Source organism: Paraburkholderia dilworthii (assembly GCF_000472525.1).
In the GTDB taxonomy this organism is placed as follows: domain Bacteria; phylum Pseudomonadota; class Gammaproteobacteria; order Burkholderiales; family Burkholderiaceae; genus Paraburkholderia; species Paraburkholderia dilworthii.
The window spans coordinates 49,622-65,737 of the sequence record NZ_AWZT01000022.1 but is presented as its reverse complement, the minus strand read 5'-3'; the positions used below and the strand labels follow the sequence as shown (position 1 = coordinate 65,737).

Here is a 16,116-nt window from a genome sequence, read left to right as displayed (position 1 = left end):
ACCTCACGCGATGTCGATAACGCTGCGCGAGCATGATCGCGCCGTCTTTTATCAAGGAGGAAGACAATGATGCAGTTCATCGAAAGCGCTCGCGCGATCGCACTTCGTACAGCGAAACATGCCGCGCTTGCCGGCGTGCTGGTCGCAAGCGCCGTCACCGCGATGGCGCAGACGGACACTCCCGTGGGCACCTGGCAGACCATCGACGACCACACCGGCCAACCCAAGGCATTAGTGCAGATTTCGCAGGACGGCAATGGGACGCTCAGCGGCAAGGTGATCAAAGGTCTCGGTCCGAACGATCAGCCGGATCGCCGCTGCACTGCATGCACCGATGCGCGCAAGGATCAGCCGATTCTCGGCATGACCATCATCAGCGAGATGAAAAAGGACGGCGATGCCTGGGATCACGGGCAGATTCTCGATCCGGAAAACGGCAAGTTGTACAAGTGCAAGATGCATCTGGAAGACGGCGGCAACAAGCTCGTGGTGCGCGGCTATATCGGCGTGTCGCTGCTCGGCCGTTCGCAAACGTGGGTTCGTCAGCAATGATGCCGGCCCGTATCCGCACGCATTAGCGACGTGACCGGAAAGAAAGAGAAACGGCAGACGATACTACCGTTCGGCCGTTTTTCTACGTGATGTAGCGTGATTTGAGTCGTCATGCAGCGTGTTTGAAGGGCGACGTGAAGGCAAACGGAAAAGACGGCAAGGGGGTGGCCGCTGCCGGGGTGTACACCGAGGGCGCTACCGGAGCCGACGCTTTCTCCGCTGAAACGACGCTTTTCTGTTCCGCGCTCACGTGCGTGCGCATGCGCGCTTCCATCATTGCGCAGAGTTCCTCGCTCGCGGCGCCGAACAGCTGCTCCATGACGCGCTTCAATACGCCGGATCCGTACCATGCCTTGAAGCGGCGATGACACGTCTGATAGGACGGGTATTTGCGGGGCATGGCGGACCAGGTGGCGCCGCTGTACATCACCCACAACACGCCGTTGAGAACGGAGCGTGTATTGGCAAGCGGGCGACCACGCAATTCCGAGCGCGGGCGCAGTTCGGGCAACAATGGCACAATGCGTTGCCACTCTTCGTCGTTGATGTCACGGTAGGGGTTCATCTGGTTTCTCCTTGGTCAGATACTTGACAAAGATAGCCAGTCGCCCAAAGCCGCAACATCAGAGCAATCCGAATCCTGAAAATACGCCTTTCGACCTGGTCCGCTAGCCCGAGGCGAGGCGGTCTATCGCAAAAGCGCCGCCGGCGAGTTGCGGGAACCCGCCGAAGCGCCGCTCAGGTCAGCGATGTATCGACGATCCGGCGCGGTGCATCGAGATACTCCTTGCTTCGCATTTCGACGATCCGCGACACCGTGCGCGTGAATTCGTTGGCCATCGGGCCATCGACATAAAGCTGCTCGGGTGGCACGGCAGCCGACATCAGCAGCTTCACCTTGTGGTCGTAAAAGACGTCGATCAGCCACGTGAAGCGGCGCGCCTCCGACGCCATGCGCGCCGACATCTGCGGCACCGCGGACAGGATCACCGCATGGAAGCGGCTCGCTAGTTCGAGGTAGTCGTTCTGCGAACGCGGACCGCCGCATAACGTCGCAAAGTCGAACCAGACGACGCCATCGGCCTTGCGCAGCGCCTTCAGCTCACGCTTTTCGATGTGCAGGATGGGACTTTCGTCAGGCACCGCGGCGAGCCGCGCGAACGCATCGCGCAGCGCCTTGTCGGCGGCCGCGCCGAGCGGCGTGTGATATACCTCGACCTGCGCCAGCGTGCGCTGCCGGTAGTCGATGCCCGCATCGACATTGATCACGTCGAGCTTTTCCTTGATCAGCTCGATAGCCGGCAGCATGCGGTCGCGATGCAGGCCGTCTGGGTACAGCGTGTCGGGATCGTAGTTGGACGTCATCACGAATTGCACGCCGTTTTCGAACAGCTTGTCGAGCAGACGATAAAGGATCATTGCGTCCGCGATATCCGATACGTGGAATTCGTCGAAACAGATCAGCCGGTAGCGCTTCGCAATGCGGCGCGCGAGTTCGTCGAGCGGATCGGCCTGGCCTTTCAGTTCTTCCAGTTCGCGATGCACTTCACGCATGAACTCGTGGAAATGCAGCCGCGTTTTGCGCTGTACCGGCACGATCATGTAGAAGCTGTCCATCAGGAAGCTCTTGCCCCGCCCCACGCCGCCCCACATGTACACGCCGCGCGGCGGGTCCGGGCGATTGATCAGCTTCTTGAACGCGTTCGAGCGGCGCGATTTGTACTCGACCCACTCTTCGTAGCACCGCTGCAGACGGTCCACCGCCGCGCGTTGCGCCGGGTCGGATTGATAGCCCCGCGTCTGCAGTTCTTTTTCGTAGTATTCGGTGACGTTCATCGTGTTGCTGCAAAAAGAAAGGCGGGAGGGAATGAACCCGCCCGCCTCGTGGTGATGCCAGAATGCCGGAGTTGCGTTCGGTCAGGCGCGCGATTACATGTTCAGCGCGCGCTTGTCCACGGCGAGTGCCGCTTCGCGCATGACTTCCGACAGCGACGGGTGCGGATGGCAAATGCGGCCGATATCTTCCGACGCCGCCTTGAATTCCATCGCCACCACGGCTTCCGCGATCAGGTCCGATGCGTTCGCCGAGATGATGTGCACGCCGAGCAGTTCGTCGGTCTTCGCGTCAGCGATCATCTTGACGAAACCATCCGCCTTGTTGATGCCGAGCGCGCGGCCGTTGGCCATGAACGGGAACTGACCCGTCTTGACTTCGCGGCCTTCAGCCTTCAGTTGCTGTTCCGTCTTGCCGACCCACGCGATTTCCGGCTCGGTGTAGATCACCCACGGAATGCAGTTGTAGTCGATATGCGGCTTCTGACCGTCGATAATCTCGGCAACCAGCACGCCTTCATCTTCGGCTTTGTGCGCGAGCATCGGGCCACGCACCACGTCGCCGATCGCGTACACGTTCGGCACGGCCGTCGCGCAATGATCGTCGACGTCGATGAAGCCGCGCTCATTGGCCTTCAGGCCGATCGCTTCGAGACCGAGGTTGTCGGTGTTCGGCACGCGGCCGATCGACACGATGAGGCGGTCCGCTTCGAGCTTCTGCGCGTTGCCGTCCTTGTCCGTGTAATTGATCGTGACGCTGTTCTCGCTGGTCGTCACTTCGCCGACCTTCACGCCGACGTGAATGTCGAGACCCTGCTTCTTGAACTGCTTGGCGGCTTCTTTCGAGAGCGCCTGGTCAGCCGCGCCGAGGAATTCCGGCAGCGCTTCGAGCACGGTCACTTCCGCGCCCAGACGGCGCCACACCGAGCCCAACTCCAGACCGATCACGCCTGCGCCGATAACGGCCAGCTTCTTCGGTGCCGTGTCGAAAGCGAGTGCGCCTTCGTTGTCCGCGACGATCTTGTTGTCGACCGGAATGTTCGGCAGATGGCGCGCCTTCGAACCGGTTGCAATGATCACGTTCTTTGCCGTGACCATTTCGGTTTCGCCTTCGCCGCTCACTTCGATCTGCACGCCGGCATCCGTTTTGCCGGTGAACTTGCCGTGGCCCTTGAGCCACGTGATCTTGTTCTTGCGGAACAGGAATTCGATGCCCTTCGTCATCTTGTCGACGATACCGTCTTTGCGGGCCATCATCTTCGAGATATCGACCTTCACGTTTTCCACGGAGATGCCGTGGTCAGCAAGGTGATGCGATGCGTTTTCAAACTCTTCCGACGACGCAAGCAGCGCCTTCGACGGAATACAACCCACGTTCAGACACGTGCCGCCGAGCTTCAACGCACCGGCCGGGTTCTTCCATTTTTCGATACATGCGACGGTCTTGCCGAGCTGCGCTGCGCGGATGGCGGCGATATAACCGCCAGGGCCTGCGCCGATCACAACGACGTCAAATTCTTTGGACATAACAATCCTTTTGATGACGGAACGGCGCGCGGCCACGCTTCGTGGCGCGCGCCGTTCCTGTACTGCGGAATGCTTAAGACATGATGCTTGCCTGATGCTTCATATGGCGCCGGCTCGCGAGATCGCAAGCCGGGACGCCGACAGAAGCGGCGTTTTACAGGTCGAGCAGCAGGCGCGCCGGATCTTCCAGCGCATCCTTCATGGCGACGAGCGACAGCACGGCTTCGCGGCCGTCGATGATCCGGTGGTCGTACGAGAGCGCCAGATAGTTCATCGGGCGGATCACGATCTGGCCGTTCTCGACCACAGCGCGTTCCTTCGTGGCGTGCACGCCGAGAATCGCGGACTGCGGCGGGTTGATGATCGGCGTCGACAGCATCGAACCGAACACACCACCGTTCGAGATCGAGAACGTGCCGCCCGTCATTTCCTCGATCGACAGCTTGCCGTCCTTCGCCTTCTGGCCAAACTCGGCAATCTTCTTCTCAATTTCGGCGAGGCTCAGCTGATCTGCATTGCGCAGGATCGGCACCACGAGACCGCGCGGCGAACCGACAGCGATACCGATGTCGAAGTAGCCGTGATAGACGATGTCGTTACCGTCGATCGACGCGTTCACCAGCGGGAACTTCTTCAGCGCGTGAACGGCCGCCTTCACGAAGAACGACATGAAGCCGAGCTTCACGCCATGTTCCTTTTCGAACTTGTCTTTGTATTTGTTGCGCAGGTCCATCACCGGTGCCATGTTCACTTCGTTGAACGTGGTCAGGATGGCGTTGGTTTGCTGCGACTCGAGCAGACGCTCAGCGATACGCGCACGCAGACGCGACATCGGCACGCGTTGCTCCGGGCGGTCCTTCAGCCACTGGTCGGCCGATGCCGGTCCCTTGACGTCCGGCAGCGACGGCTTTGCGGCCTTCGGTGCCGCAGCCGGTGCGGGTGCAGCCTTCGCTGCGGGGGCGCCTGCGGTGAGCACATCGCCCTTCGTGATGCGGCCGTCGCGGCCCGTGCCGGCGACGTCGCCCGACGACAGGCCCTTCTCCGCCATCAGCTTGCCGGCAGCCGGCGAAGCAGCGGTGTTCGCACCCGTTGCGGATGCGGCCTGAGCAGCAGGCGCGGGTGCAGCGGCCGGAGCGGGCGTGGCGGCCGGAGCCGGCTTCACTTCCGCTTCGACAGCGGCAGCGCCTGCCTTGCCTTCCGTGTCGATCTTGGCGATGACCTGATCGGCCGTGACGGTGTCGCCGTCATTCGCGATGACTTGCGCGAGCACGCCGGCCGAGGGTGCCGGCACTTCGAGCACGACTTTGTCGGTCTCGATTTCGATGAGAATTTCGTCTTGAGCAACAGCCTCGCCGGGCTTCTTCTTCCACTGCAGCATCGTGGCTTCCGAGACCGACTCGGACAGCTGGGGAACCTTGACTTCAACAATAGCCATTATGAATATCCTGAATACGTATCGGGTGACGGCGCGGTGAACGACGACCGCCTGCGAACCCTGCGTGCCGTGCCTTGACCTTTATCGGTCGCTGAACGCGGCACGGGAAAGCGCGCTGCGCTTTCCCGGTTCGTCTGTTCTCTTTATTTAGCGATCGACGCGCTCTTGAGGCGGCCGAAAGCGCCTTCGACCAGCGCCTTCTGCTGCTCGTAGTGCTTCGCGTAGTAACCGACTGCCGGCGAAGCCGAAGCCGGACGGCCGCTGTATGCCAGCTTCTGTCCTTCCTTCATGCCTTCCTTCAGATGGTGCTCGATGTAGAACCACGGGCCCTGATTCTGCGGCTCGTCCTGCACCCAGACCACTTCCGTCGCGTTGTCGTACTTCTTGATTTCCGCTTCGAACTGCTTGTGCGCGAACGGATACAGCTGCTCGATACGGACGATCGCGACGTCGTTCGCCTTCGCTTCGCGGCGATGCGCAACGAGGTCGTAGTACACGCGGCCCGAGCACGCCAGCACGCGCTTGACCTTCTTCGCGTCGATGGTTTCGTCCACTTCGCCGATCACCGGCTGGAACGAACCCTTCGCGAGTTCCGACAGATCCGACACCGCTTCCTTGTGACGCAGCAGCGACTTCGGCGTTGCGACGATCAGCGGCTTGCGGAACAGGCGGATCATCTGACGGCGCAACAGGTGGAAAATCTGCGCCGGCGTGGTCGGCTGAACCACTTGCATGTTGTGGTCTGCGCACAGTTGCAGGAAACGTTCGATACGCGCCGATGAGTGCTCCGGGCCCTGACCTTCATAGCCGTGCGGCAGCAGCATGGTCAGGCCCGACACACGGCCCCACTTCACTTCGCCCGACGAGATGAACTGGTCGATCACGACTTGTGCGCCGTTCACGAAGTCGCCGAACTGCGCTTCCCACGCGACGAACGTGTTCGGTTCAGCTGTCGAGTAACCGTATTCGAAGCCGAGCACCGCTTCTTCGGACAGCACCGAGTCGATCACCGTGAACTTCGCCTGACCTTCGGCGATGTTCTGCAGCGGCACATACGTGCCGTCGTTCCAGCGCTCGCGGTTCTGATCGTGCAGCACCGCGTGACGGTGCGTGAACGTGCCGCGACCCGAGTCCTGTCCGGTCAGGCGCACCGCATAACCGGACGCGACCAGCGACGCGAACGCGAGGTGCTCGCCCATGCCCCAGTCGAGCTTCGCTTCGCCACGGCCCATCGCACGACGGTCGTTGAGAACACGCTCGACCAGCGGGTGAACCTTGAAGTTTTCCGGGACCGTGGTGATGCGCTCGGCGAGGCGCTTCAGTTCCGCGAGCGGCACGGCCGTGTCGGCTGCGTCGGTCCACTTGCGATTCAGGAACGGCACCCAGTCCACTGCGTACTTGCTTTTGTAGTTCGAGAGCACCGGATCGACAGTGTGATGGCCTTCGTCCATCGCTTTGCGGTAGGCCTTGACGAATTCCTCGCCTTCTTCCGCGGTGATCACGCCTTGCTGCACTAGCTTTTCCGCGTACAGCGCGCGGGTGCCCGGGTGCTTCGCGATCGTCTTGTACATCAGCGGCTGCGTGACAGCCGGCGTGTCCTGCTCGTTGTGACCCAGCTTACGGAAGCAGACGATGTCGACCACGACGTCCTTGTGGAACTGCATCCGGAAGTCGATAGCCAGTTGCGTGGCCAGAACGACTGCCTCAGGATCGTCGCCGTTCACGTGCAGCACCGGCGCTTCGATCATCTTGACGACGTCCGAGCAGTACAACGTGGAGCGCGAGTCGCGCGGATCCGACGTCGTGAAACCGATCTGGTTGTTGATGACGATGTGCAGCGTGCCGTGCGTGCCGTAACCGCGCGTTTGCGCGAGGTTCAGCGTTTCCATCACGACGCCCTGGCCGGCAAATGCCGCGTCGCCGTGGATCTGCACCGGCAGCACTTGCAGGCCGCTGTCGTCGCCGCGACGGTCCATACGCGCCTTCGCGGAACCTTCCACCACCGGGTTGACGATTTCGAGGTGCGACGGGTTGAACGCGAGCGACAGGTGAACCGGGCCGCCTTCGGTCGAGACGTCCGACGAGAAACCCTTGTGGTACTTCACGTCGCCGGCCGGCAGGTCGTCGACGTGCTTGCCTTCGAATTCGGCGAAGAGATCAGCCGGCATCTTGCCGAGCGTATTGACCAGCACGTTCAGACGGCCACGGTGAGCCATGCCGATAACGATTTCTTGCACGCCGCGGGCGCCGCCGTGACGCACGACTTCGTCCATCGACGCGATGAAGCTTTCGCCGCCTTCCAGCGAGAAGCGCTTCTGGCCGACGTACTTGGTATGGAGGAAGCGCTCGAGGCCTTCAGCGGCCGTCAGGCGATTCAGGATGTGCTTTTTCTTCTCGTTCGAGAAATTCGGCGTGGAGCGGATCGACTCCAGCTTTTCCTTCCACCAGCGCTTCTGTTCCGGATCGCTGATGTACATGTACTCGACGCCGATCGTGCCGCAGTACGTGTCGCGCAATGCCTTGACGATCTCGCGCAGCGACGCGCGCTCGAATCCGAAGTACAGATTCGTGGCGCTGAACTCCTGGTCCATGTCGGCTTCGGTGAAGTCGTAGAACGCGGGTTCGAGTTCGGGGATTGCGGGACGTTCGCGGCGCTTCAGGGGATCGAGGTTGGCCCATTGCGAGCCGAGGAAGCGATATGCGCCGATGAGGGACTGCACATAGACTTGCTTTCGCGCGGTAGCGAGGTCTTCGCCGCCGGTTGCCGTGCGCGGGATGAAGGCATTGGCCTTGGCCCGTTGTGCAAACGATTCGACGATCGGGCCGTGGGCCACGTCGTTGGCATTGGTGCCGTCCGATGCAGGAACGTTCTGCAACGCGTCGAAATAGCTGCGCCAGTTCTCGGGCACTGACGCCGGATTGTCGAGATATGCTTCGTACATTTCTTCTACGTACGGAGCATTGCCGCCGAACAGATAAGAGTTCGACTGGAGTTGCTTCATCATTTTTACGCTCACCTTTCTTCGAGTTTCTCGAGAAATAGCGGGTTACAGAACCTTCCGCGACACGGCCTGACCGTTTAGCGGATTGCGCGAATCAAGTCTTGCTTGGAAGGACCTAAAACTGGCACCCGGGGAGCATATCACAGAACCGATAGTCCAGATAGCAGACGGATTGCCGCTCGGGCCCGTAGCGACGGGCTTCGGCGGCAATTGTCGCGATTCGCGAAGGTCTTTTGCGGCAAAGCAGGACAAACGGGGAGAACGGACAGCGAACCTGCGGCAACTGCTCACAACGCCGTTACCACTCCCGAAAATGACGGAAGCCACCCGAGGGTGGCTTCCGTCCAACAGCTTGAGCAAAGCGGCCGGGACCGCTTGAGCGCTACTTAATCCACCGCGCCCTTGCGGCTCGCGCTGCGGCGCTCATGTTCCTTCAGATAGCGCTTGCGCAGACGGATGGATTGCGGCGTGACTTCGACCAGTTCGTCGTCGTCGATGAATTCGACCGCGTATTCCAGCGACATCTGGATCGGCGGCACGAGGCGCACAGCTTCGTCGGTGCCCGACGAGCGCACGTTGGTGAGTTGCTTGCCCTTGATCGGGTTCACGACCAGGTCGTTGTCACGGCTGTGAATGCCGATGATCATGCCTTCATACAGCGGCTCGCCCGGCGACACGAACATGCGGCCGCGATCTTGCAGCTTCCACAGCGCGTAAGCGACGGCCGCGCCGTCGTCCTGCGAGATCAGCACGCCGTTGCGGCGCTCGCCTACCGAGCCTTCCTTGACCGGTTGATACGAGTCGAACGTGTGGCTCATCAGGCCCGTGCCTCGCGTGAGCGTGAGGAATTCCGACTGGAAACCGATCAGGCCACGCGCCGAAATACGGTACTCGAGACGCGTGCGGCCGCGGCCGTCGGAAGCCATGTCGAGCATTTCGCCCTTGCGGCGGCCCAACTCTTCCATGACGCCGCCCTGATGGGCGTCTTCCATGTCGACGGTCAGGTTTTCGTACGGCTCGTGCTTCACGCCGTCGATTTCTTGCATCACCACGCGCGGACGCGACACCGCCAGCTCGTAGCCTTCACGACGCATGTTTTCCACGAGAATGGTCAGGTGCAGTTCACCGCGGCCCGCCACTTCGAACGTCGTTTCGTCGCCGGTTTCCTTCACCCGCAGCGCGACGTTGTGATTCAATTCCTTCATCAGGCGGTCACGAATCTGACGGCTCGTGACGAACTTGCCTTCGCGGCCGGCGAGCGGCGACGAGTTGACGAGGAAGTTCATGGTCAGCGTCGGTTCGTCGACGGTGATCATGGGCAGCGCTTCCGGCTGTTCCGGCGAGCAGATGGTCACGCCGATGCCGATTTCCTCAATGCCGTTGATCAGCACGATGTCGCCCGCTTCAGCCGACTCCACCTGCACGCGCTCGAGGCCCTTGAACGACAGCACCTGATTGATCTTGCGGTTCAGAATCGCGCCATCCGGACCCGAACGCACCGCCACCGCCATGCCCGGCTTGATGCGGCCACGCGTGATACGACCGACGCCGATACGGCCGACATACGACGAGTAGTCGAGCGAGGTAATCTGCAGTTGCAGCGGACCTTCCGGATCGGCTGCGCGCACCGGCACGTGTTCGAGCACGGCTTCGAACAGCGGGCGCATGTCGCCTTCGCGCACGTCCGGCGTAAGGCCCGCATAACCGTTCAGGCCCGATGCGTAGACGATCGGGAAGTCGAGCTGTTCGTCGGTCGCGCCCAGCTTGTCGAACAGGTCGAACGTCTGGTTGATCACCCAGTCGATGCGCGCGCCCGGACGGTCCACCTTGTTGATCACGACGATCGGCTTCAGGCCGAGCGCCAGCGCCTTCTTGGTCACGAAGCGCGTTTGCGGCATCGGGCCTTCGACCGCGTCCACCAGCAGCAGCACGGAATCGACCATCGACAGTACGCGCTCCACTTCACCGCCGAAGTCGGCGTGGCCCGGCGTGTCGACGATGTTGATGTGCGTGCCTTCGTACTCGACCGCGCAGTTCTTCGAAAGAATCGTGATACCACGTTCTTTTTCGATATCGTTCGAGTCCATCACACGCTCGGCAACCTGCTGGTTGTCACGGAACGTGGCGGTCTGGCGAAGGAGCTGGTCGACGAGCGTGGTCTTGCCGTGGTCGACGTGGGCAATAATGGCGATGTTGCGTAGGGCGCGGGTCATAGGAAACCTGAAGACAGTTGAGTGCGCCGCTTGCTCATGCCGCTTACTCTTTATGAGAGCAATGTGAGGACAACACCACGACAAGCCCAAAGCGCACTTTTGGGAACCCAACATTATAGCACGCACCGGTGACGGTTTCTGGTATTCCCCGATAGCCGACGCTGCCGCGGCGCTTCGGCCATGAGCAAAGATCTACCGGGAACTTCCAGCAGTCCTACGTGAAAACGCGCCGATTCTTGCTTGAGCGCGGAAAATTCTTTGCCTAAGCTGTAATAACGCTTGCCGCGTCAATCATCCGACTCTTATAATCGTGCCTAGTCAACCATTGCATTCGCACGAGAATCATGACGGAGCCGTCCTCAATTCCAGCGCCGGAGATCAGCGAATATCAGCTAGGCGAAAGCGTCGGCTATCTGCTCTCGCGCGTGAAATCGACCATGTCGAACCTGGTTACCCAGCGCAGCATGGCGGAACTTGGCATCACGAGCCAGCAGGGCAGCATCCTGTTCATGGTGGCGAGCGGCAAGTGCCTGCTGGCGGCCGAGCTGGCCCGCGAATACGGCATTGACGCAAGTGCGGTCACGCGTCTGATAGACCGTCTGGAAAAGCGCGGCCTGCTCACGCGGGTGCGCAGCAACGAAGACCGGCGGGTCGTGCGGCTTGCGCTGACGCCGGACGGCCACGCGATCGCAGCAAAAATGCCGAAGATCTTCAACGGTGTGCTGGACAGCCTGCTTTCGGGCTTTACCCCGGAAGAAGTGGGCTTTCTGAAGAGCATGCTGCGTCGCGTGCTGATCAATTCCGGCGAACACGCGGGATTGACTCGTGATGCGGCAAGCAATAGCGACAGCAAATCGTAATAAATTGCTTGCAGCGTCCATCATTACATTCCACTCAAGAGTCGAGCGATGAAATCCCTTTCCCTGTCCGCGTCCGCGCTTTCGAGCCGGGCCGCCGTCGCTGCCGTGGTGACGGCGCTCGCCCTCACAGGGTGCGCGAACTACTTCGGTGTCAAAAGCGACAAGCAGATCTCGTCGCCGGGGCAGTATGAATCCACGCAGAGTCTCGCAGGCCAGGGCGGCCAGTGGCCGTCGCTCGACTGGGCCAACCAGTTCGGCGATCCGCAGTTGCCCAAGCTGATTTCGGAAGCGCTGGAAGGCAACCCGTCCATCGCGCAGGCGCAGGCGCGCCTTGCAAAGGCTTCGTCGTACATCGAAAGCTCGCGCTCGGCGCTTTATCCCAAAGTCAACGGCAGCTATTCGTGGACGCGCGAGCTTTTCTCCGGCAACGCGCTCTACCCGCCTCCGTACGGCGGCGCCTGGTATAGCGAGAACAACGTGCTCGCGAGCGCTTCGTGGGACCTCGACCTGTGGGGCAAGAATCGTCAGCGGCTCGGCCAGGCTGTGTCGCAAGAAAAGGCGGCCGAGGCGGACATGCAGCAGGCGCGCGTGACGCTGGCGGCGTCGGTGGCGAGCACGTACAACCAGCTTGCCCAGCTTTATGCGTTGCGCGACATCGCCGCACGCGAGATCGCCAATCGCCAGGATATTGGCCGCATCACGAATGGGCGCGTCGCCGCCGGCCTCGACACGAATGTCGAACGTCAGACCGCGAACGGCAATATTGCGACCAGTCAGTCGAACCTGACCGACCTCGACGGTCAGATCACCGTCGTGCGCTATCAATTGGGCGCGCTGCTGGGCAAGGGCCCGGACCGTGGATTGCAGATCACGCAACCGGTGCTCGGCGCCGGCGCCACGGTCGCATTGCCGGACAACCTGCCGGCGGACCTCGTCGCGCGCCGGGCGGACATCGTCGCGGCACGCTGGCAGGTCGAAGCGGCGATGCACGACGTCAAGGAAGCGAAGGCCGAGTTCTTCCCCGACGTGAATCTCGCGGCGGGCTTCGGCTTCGACGCGTTTGGCTGGGGCCGCTTCCTGAAAGCCGGCAGCCGTCAGATGCAATTCGGCCCGGCGATTCACTTGCCGATCTTCGACGCCGGCGCGCTGCGCTCGCAATTGAAGGGCCGTTACGCCGATTTCGATCTGGACGTCGCGAATTACAACCAGACGCTGATCAACGCTTTGTCGGATGTCGCGACGCAAGTGTCGTCGATCCGCTCGATCGACCAGCAATCGGGCGACGCCCAGCGCGCGCTCGACGCGTCGACAAAGGCGTATCAACTCGCCGTGATCCGCTATAAGGCTGGCCTGTCGCCGCAGTTGCAAGTGCTGACCGCCGATCAGAACCGCCTTGCGGCCGAGCAGGCCGTCACGGCGCTGAAGATGCGCCGCCGCGATTTGCAGATCGGCCTCGTCAAGGCGCTCGGCGGCGGTTTCGACGCAACGCAGACGGGCCTCGTAGTGCCGACGGACGCGCCGGCACCCGCGCCCGCAGCAGCGCCCGCACCGGCGGCGGCAACATCGGGCGCCACGGCTACGGCCACGACCGCAGCGGCGAACTGAGCGGACTGAACGCAACAGGATCGACTGCAACAAGCCACACACGAACATCCGAATAAACGACGACGTTTGAGAGAACCCGGAGCACATCAATGAGCACCCCCCAGCAGCCCGCGGCTAACAACCAGCCGGCACAGCCGAACAAACCGGCACAACCGGCGAACAACGGCAAACGCAAGCGCATGATGACGCTGCTCGTCATCGTGATTCTGATCGCCGCGATTGCCTACGGCCTCTACTATTTCCTCGTGGCCCGCTTCCACGAAGACACCGACGACGCCTACGTGAACGGCAACGTCGTGCAGATCACGCCGCAAGTCACCGGCACGGTGGTCGCGGTCAACGCGGACGACACGCAAACCGTCAAGGCCGGCGACCCGCTTGTCGTGCTGGATCCGGCCGACGCTCGCGTCGCACTCGAACAGGCCGAAGCGAACCTCGCGCAGACGGTGCGCCAGGTACGCGGTCTCTTCGCCGACGACAACCAGTATCAGGCTCAAGTGGCACAACGCCAGTCAGACCTGTCGCGCGCTCAAGACGATCTGAAGCGCCGTCTGACGGTTGCACAGACCGGCGCCGTGTCGCAGGAGGAAATCTCGCACGCACGCGACGCCGTGAAGAGCGCGCAAGCCGCCGTGGAGGCCGCCCAGCAGCAACTGGCGTCCAACCGCGCGCTGACCGCCAACACAACGATCGCCAATCACCCGAACGTGCAGGCGTCCGCCGCGAAAGTCCGCGACGCGTATCTAAACAATGCGCGCAACATGCTGCCCGCGCCGGTCACCGGCTACGTCGCGAAACGCTCGGTGCAGGTCGGACAGCGCGTGTCGCCGGGCACACCGCTCATGGCCATCGTGCCGCTCGGCGCCGTCTGGGTCGACGCGAACTTCAAGGAAGTGCAGCTCAAGCACATGCGCATCGGCCAGCCGGTCGAACTGACAGCCGACGTGTACGGTTCGTCGGTCGTCTATCACGGCAAGGTCGTCGGTTTCTCGGCGGGCACGGGTTCGGCGTTCTCGCTGCTGCCCGCGCAGAACGCCACCGGCAACTGGATCAAGGTGGTGCAGCGTCTGCCAGTGCGTATCGCGCTCGATCCGCAGGAACTCGAGAAGCATCCGCTGCGTATCGGCCTGTCCATGCAAGCCGACGTGACTATCAAGGATGCGAACGGCGGCCAGCTCGGCGACGCGCAGAACACCGTCTATCAGACCAACGTGTTCGCCAAATACGGCGACGAAGCGGACGCGGAAATCGCTCGCATCATCGCGGAAAACGCCGGTCCGAACGCAGGCACGCAGAAAGCCGCGCAGTCGGGCACCGGCAAGCCCGCTGCTGCAAAACTGATGTAAGCCGCGCGGCGACTCATACAAGGCTTTTTGAATGGCTCAGGCTCAGGCGCAGGTCCCTCATCCGCCGCTCGAGGGCGCGCAACTGGTGATCGGCACCATCGCGGTGTCGCTCGCCGTTTTCATGAATGTGCTGGACACGTCGATCGCGAATGTTTCGATCCCGTCCATTTCCGGCGACCTGGGCGTGTCGGCCGACCAGGGCACGTGGGTGATCACGTCGTTCGCGGTCGCCAACGCGATCTCAGTGCCGCTCACCGGCTGGCTCACTGACCGCATCGGCCAGGTGCGCCTTTTCATGGCGTCGATCGTGCTGTTCGTGATTTCGTCATGGATGTGCGGCCTCGCGCCGACACTGCCCTTCCTGCTCGCCTCGCGCGTGCTGCAAGGCGCGGTGGCGGGCCCCATGATTCCGCTGTCGCAAACGCTGCTGCTCGCGAGTTATCCGCGAGCGAAGGCGCCGATGGCACTTTCGATGTGGGCGATGACCACGCTGATCGCGCCGGTTGCCGGCCCGATTCTGGGCGGCTGGATTTCGGACAACATCTCGTGGCCCTGGATCTTCTACGTCAACATTCCGGTCGGCGCTGTCGCCGCGCTAGCAACGTGGGTGATCTTTCGCAACCGCGATTCCGTCATCAGGAAAGCGCCGATCGACGGCGTCGGTCTGGGCCTGCTGATCGTCTGGGTCGGCTCGTTGCAGGTCATGCTCGACAAGGGCAAGGACCTCGACTGGTTTTCGTCGACGACAATCGTCGTGTTGACGCTGGTCGCGGTGATCGCGCTCGCGTTCTTTATCGTGTGGGAATTGACGGCCGAGCATCCGGTGGTCGACCTGTCGCTGTTCAGCAAACGCAACTTCACGGGTGGCACGATCGCGCTGTCGGTCGGCTACGGGCTCTACTTCGGCAATCTCGTTCTGCTGCCGCTGTGGCTGCAAACCGATATCGGCTACACGGCGACCGAGGCCGGTCTCGTGATGGCGCCGGTCGGACTCTTTGCCGTGCTGCTGTCGCCGATCACGGGCAAGATATTGCCGCGCACCGATCCGCGCTATATCGCGACCTTGTCGTTCCTCGTGTTCGCGCTGTGCTTCTGGATGCGCTCGCGTTATACGACCGGCGTGGATACGTACTCGCTGCTATTGCCCACGCTGATCCAGGGCATCGGCATGGCTGGGTTCTTTATCCCGCTGGTTTCGATCACGCTGTCGGGCTTGCCGGGTAATCGCATACCGGCGGCCTCGGGTTTGTCGAACTTCGTGCGGATAATGTGCGGCGGTATTGGCACGTCGATCTTCCAGACGGCGTGGGATCATCGGACGATCATGCATCACGCGCAATTGACTGAGCGCGCTAATGCTTATAACCCGGTCTTCGACCAGTCGATCCGGCAGATGGGCGCGGCCGGCTACAGTCAACCGCAAGCGTACGGGCTCTTCAATTCGATGGCCACGCAGCAGGCCGCGCAGCTAGGCGTGAACGACCTGTTCTTCGTTTCGGCCGGCATTTTCGTGGCGCTGATTGCGCTGATCTGGATCACGAAGCCGGAAAAAGCCGGTGGCGACGCTGGTGCCGCAGCCGCGGCGGCGCATTGATTCCGCGTTCTATTCCCCAATAGTCAGGCGATGGAAAAAAGGCGGGACCGCTCGATAGCGGTTCCGCCTTTTTCATTGCAGCGGCCCGACAAGCTCGCTGCGTTGCCTATCCCGTCTGCGCGTCCGATGAGTTTTCGGTAACCGTCCGA

Annotated in this window: 11 protein-coding genes; 5 read left to right on the top strand and 6 right to left on the bottom strand. The window is 61.9% G+C overall.

Annotation, left to right across the window (positions count from 1 at the left end):
• Nucleotides 1-66 precede the first annotated feature (66 nt).
• Nucleotides 67-552 carry a DUF2147 domain-containing protein gene (locus F759_RS0119590; RefSeq protein ID WP_027801376.1) on the top strand — a complete coding sequence of 162 codons (486 nt, stop codon included), beginning with the start codon at nucleotides 67-69 and terminating at the stop codon, nucleotides 550-552.
• Nucleotides 553-661: 109 nt separating this feature from the next.
• On the opposite strand, the gene F759_RS0119585 is transcribed toward F759_RS0119590, so the two are convergent.
• The 6 genes from F759_RS0119585 to typA form a co-directional block, all read right to left on the bottom strand.
• Entirely contained in the window at nucleotides 662-1,117 is a 456-nt protein-coding gene (locus F759_RS0119585) for a transposase (RefSeq protein WP_027801375.1), read from the bottom strand.
• A gap of 173 nt (nucleotides 1,118-1,290) precedes the next feature.
• On the bottom strand, nucleotides 1,291-2,388 hold the full coding sequence (gene zapE / locus F759_RS0119580; protein WP_027801374.1) for a cell division protein ZapE: 1,098 nt from the start codon (nucleotides 2,386-2,388) through the stop codon (nucleotides 1,291-1,293).
• 93 nt (nucleotides 2,389-2,481) lie between these two features.
• The gene (gene lpdA, locus F759_RS0119575; protein WP_027801373.1) at nucleotides 2,482-3,912 is read right to left on the bottom strand and encodes a dihydrolipoyl dehydrogenase; all 1,431 of its coding nucleotides are present in this window, start codon (nucleotides 3,910-3,912) and stop codon (nucleotides 2,482-2,484) included.
• Nucleotides 3,913-4,066: 154 nt separating this feature from the next.
• Entirely contained in the window at nucleotides 4,067-5,347 is a 1,281-nt protein-coding gene (gene odhB, locus F759_RS0119570; protein WP_027801372.1) for a 2-oxoglutarate dehydrogenase complex dihydrolipoyllysine-residue succinyltransferase, read from the bottom strand.
• A 143-nt stretch (nucleotides 5,348-5,490) separates the two neighbouring features.
• On the bottom strand, nucleotides 5,491-8,352 hold the full coding sequence (locus F759_RS0119565) for a 2-oxoglutarate dehydrogenase E1 component (RefSeq protein WP_027801371.1): 2,862 nt from the start codon (nucleotides 8,350-8,352) through the stop codon (nucleotides 5,491-5,493).
• A gap of 383 nt (nucleotides 8,353-8,735) precedes the next feature.
• Nucleotides 8,736-10,562 carry a translational GTPase TypA gene (gene typA, locus F759_RS0119560; protein ID WP_020070123.1) on the bottom strand — a complete coding sequence of 609 codons (1,827 nt, stop codon included), beginning with the start codon at nucleotides 10,560-10,562 and terminating at the stop codon, nucleotides 8,736-8,738.
• A 344-nt stretch (nucleotides 10,563-10,906) separates the two neighbouring features.
• On the opposite strand from typA, the gene F759_RS0119555 reads away from it, so the two are divergent.
• The 4 genes from F759_RS0119555 (at nucleotide 10,907) to F759_RS0119540 (ending at nucleotide 15,967) form a co-directional block, all read left to right on the top strand.
• A complete protein-coding gene (locus tag F759_RS0119555) occupies nucleotides 10,907-11,422 on the top strand; it encodes a MarR family winged helix-turn-helix transcriptional regulator (RefSeq protein WP_027801370.1) in 516 nt (171 codons plus the stop codon).
• A 48-nt stretch (nucleotides 11,423-11,470) separates the two neighbouring features.
• Nucleotides 11,471-13,027, top strand: coding sequence for an efflux transporter outer membrane subunit (locus tag F759_RS0119550; protein ID WP_027801369.1), 1,557 nt, complete (start codon nucleotides 11,471-11,473; stop codon nucleotides 13,025-13,027).
• 89 nt (nucleotides 13,028-13,116) lie between these two features.
• Nucleotides 13,117-14,373, top strand: coding sequence for an EmrA/EmrK family multidrug efflux transporter periplasmic adaptor subunit (locus tag F759_RS0119545; protein ID WP_027801368.1), 1,257 nt, complete (start codon nucleotides 13,117-13,119; stop codon nucleotides 14,371-14,373).
• Nucleotides 14,374-14,404: 31 nt separating this feature from the next.
• Nucleotides 14,405-15,967 (top strand): DHA2 family efflux MFS transporter permease subunit, encoded by a 1,563-nt coding sequence (locus tag F759_RS0119540; protein ID WP_027801367.1) that lies wholly within the window; start codon nucleotides 14,405-14,407, stop codon nucleotides 15,965-15,967.
• The last annotated feature ends 149 nt before the right edge of the window (nucleotides 15,968-16,116 follow it).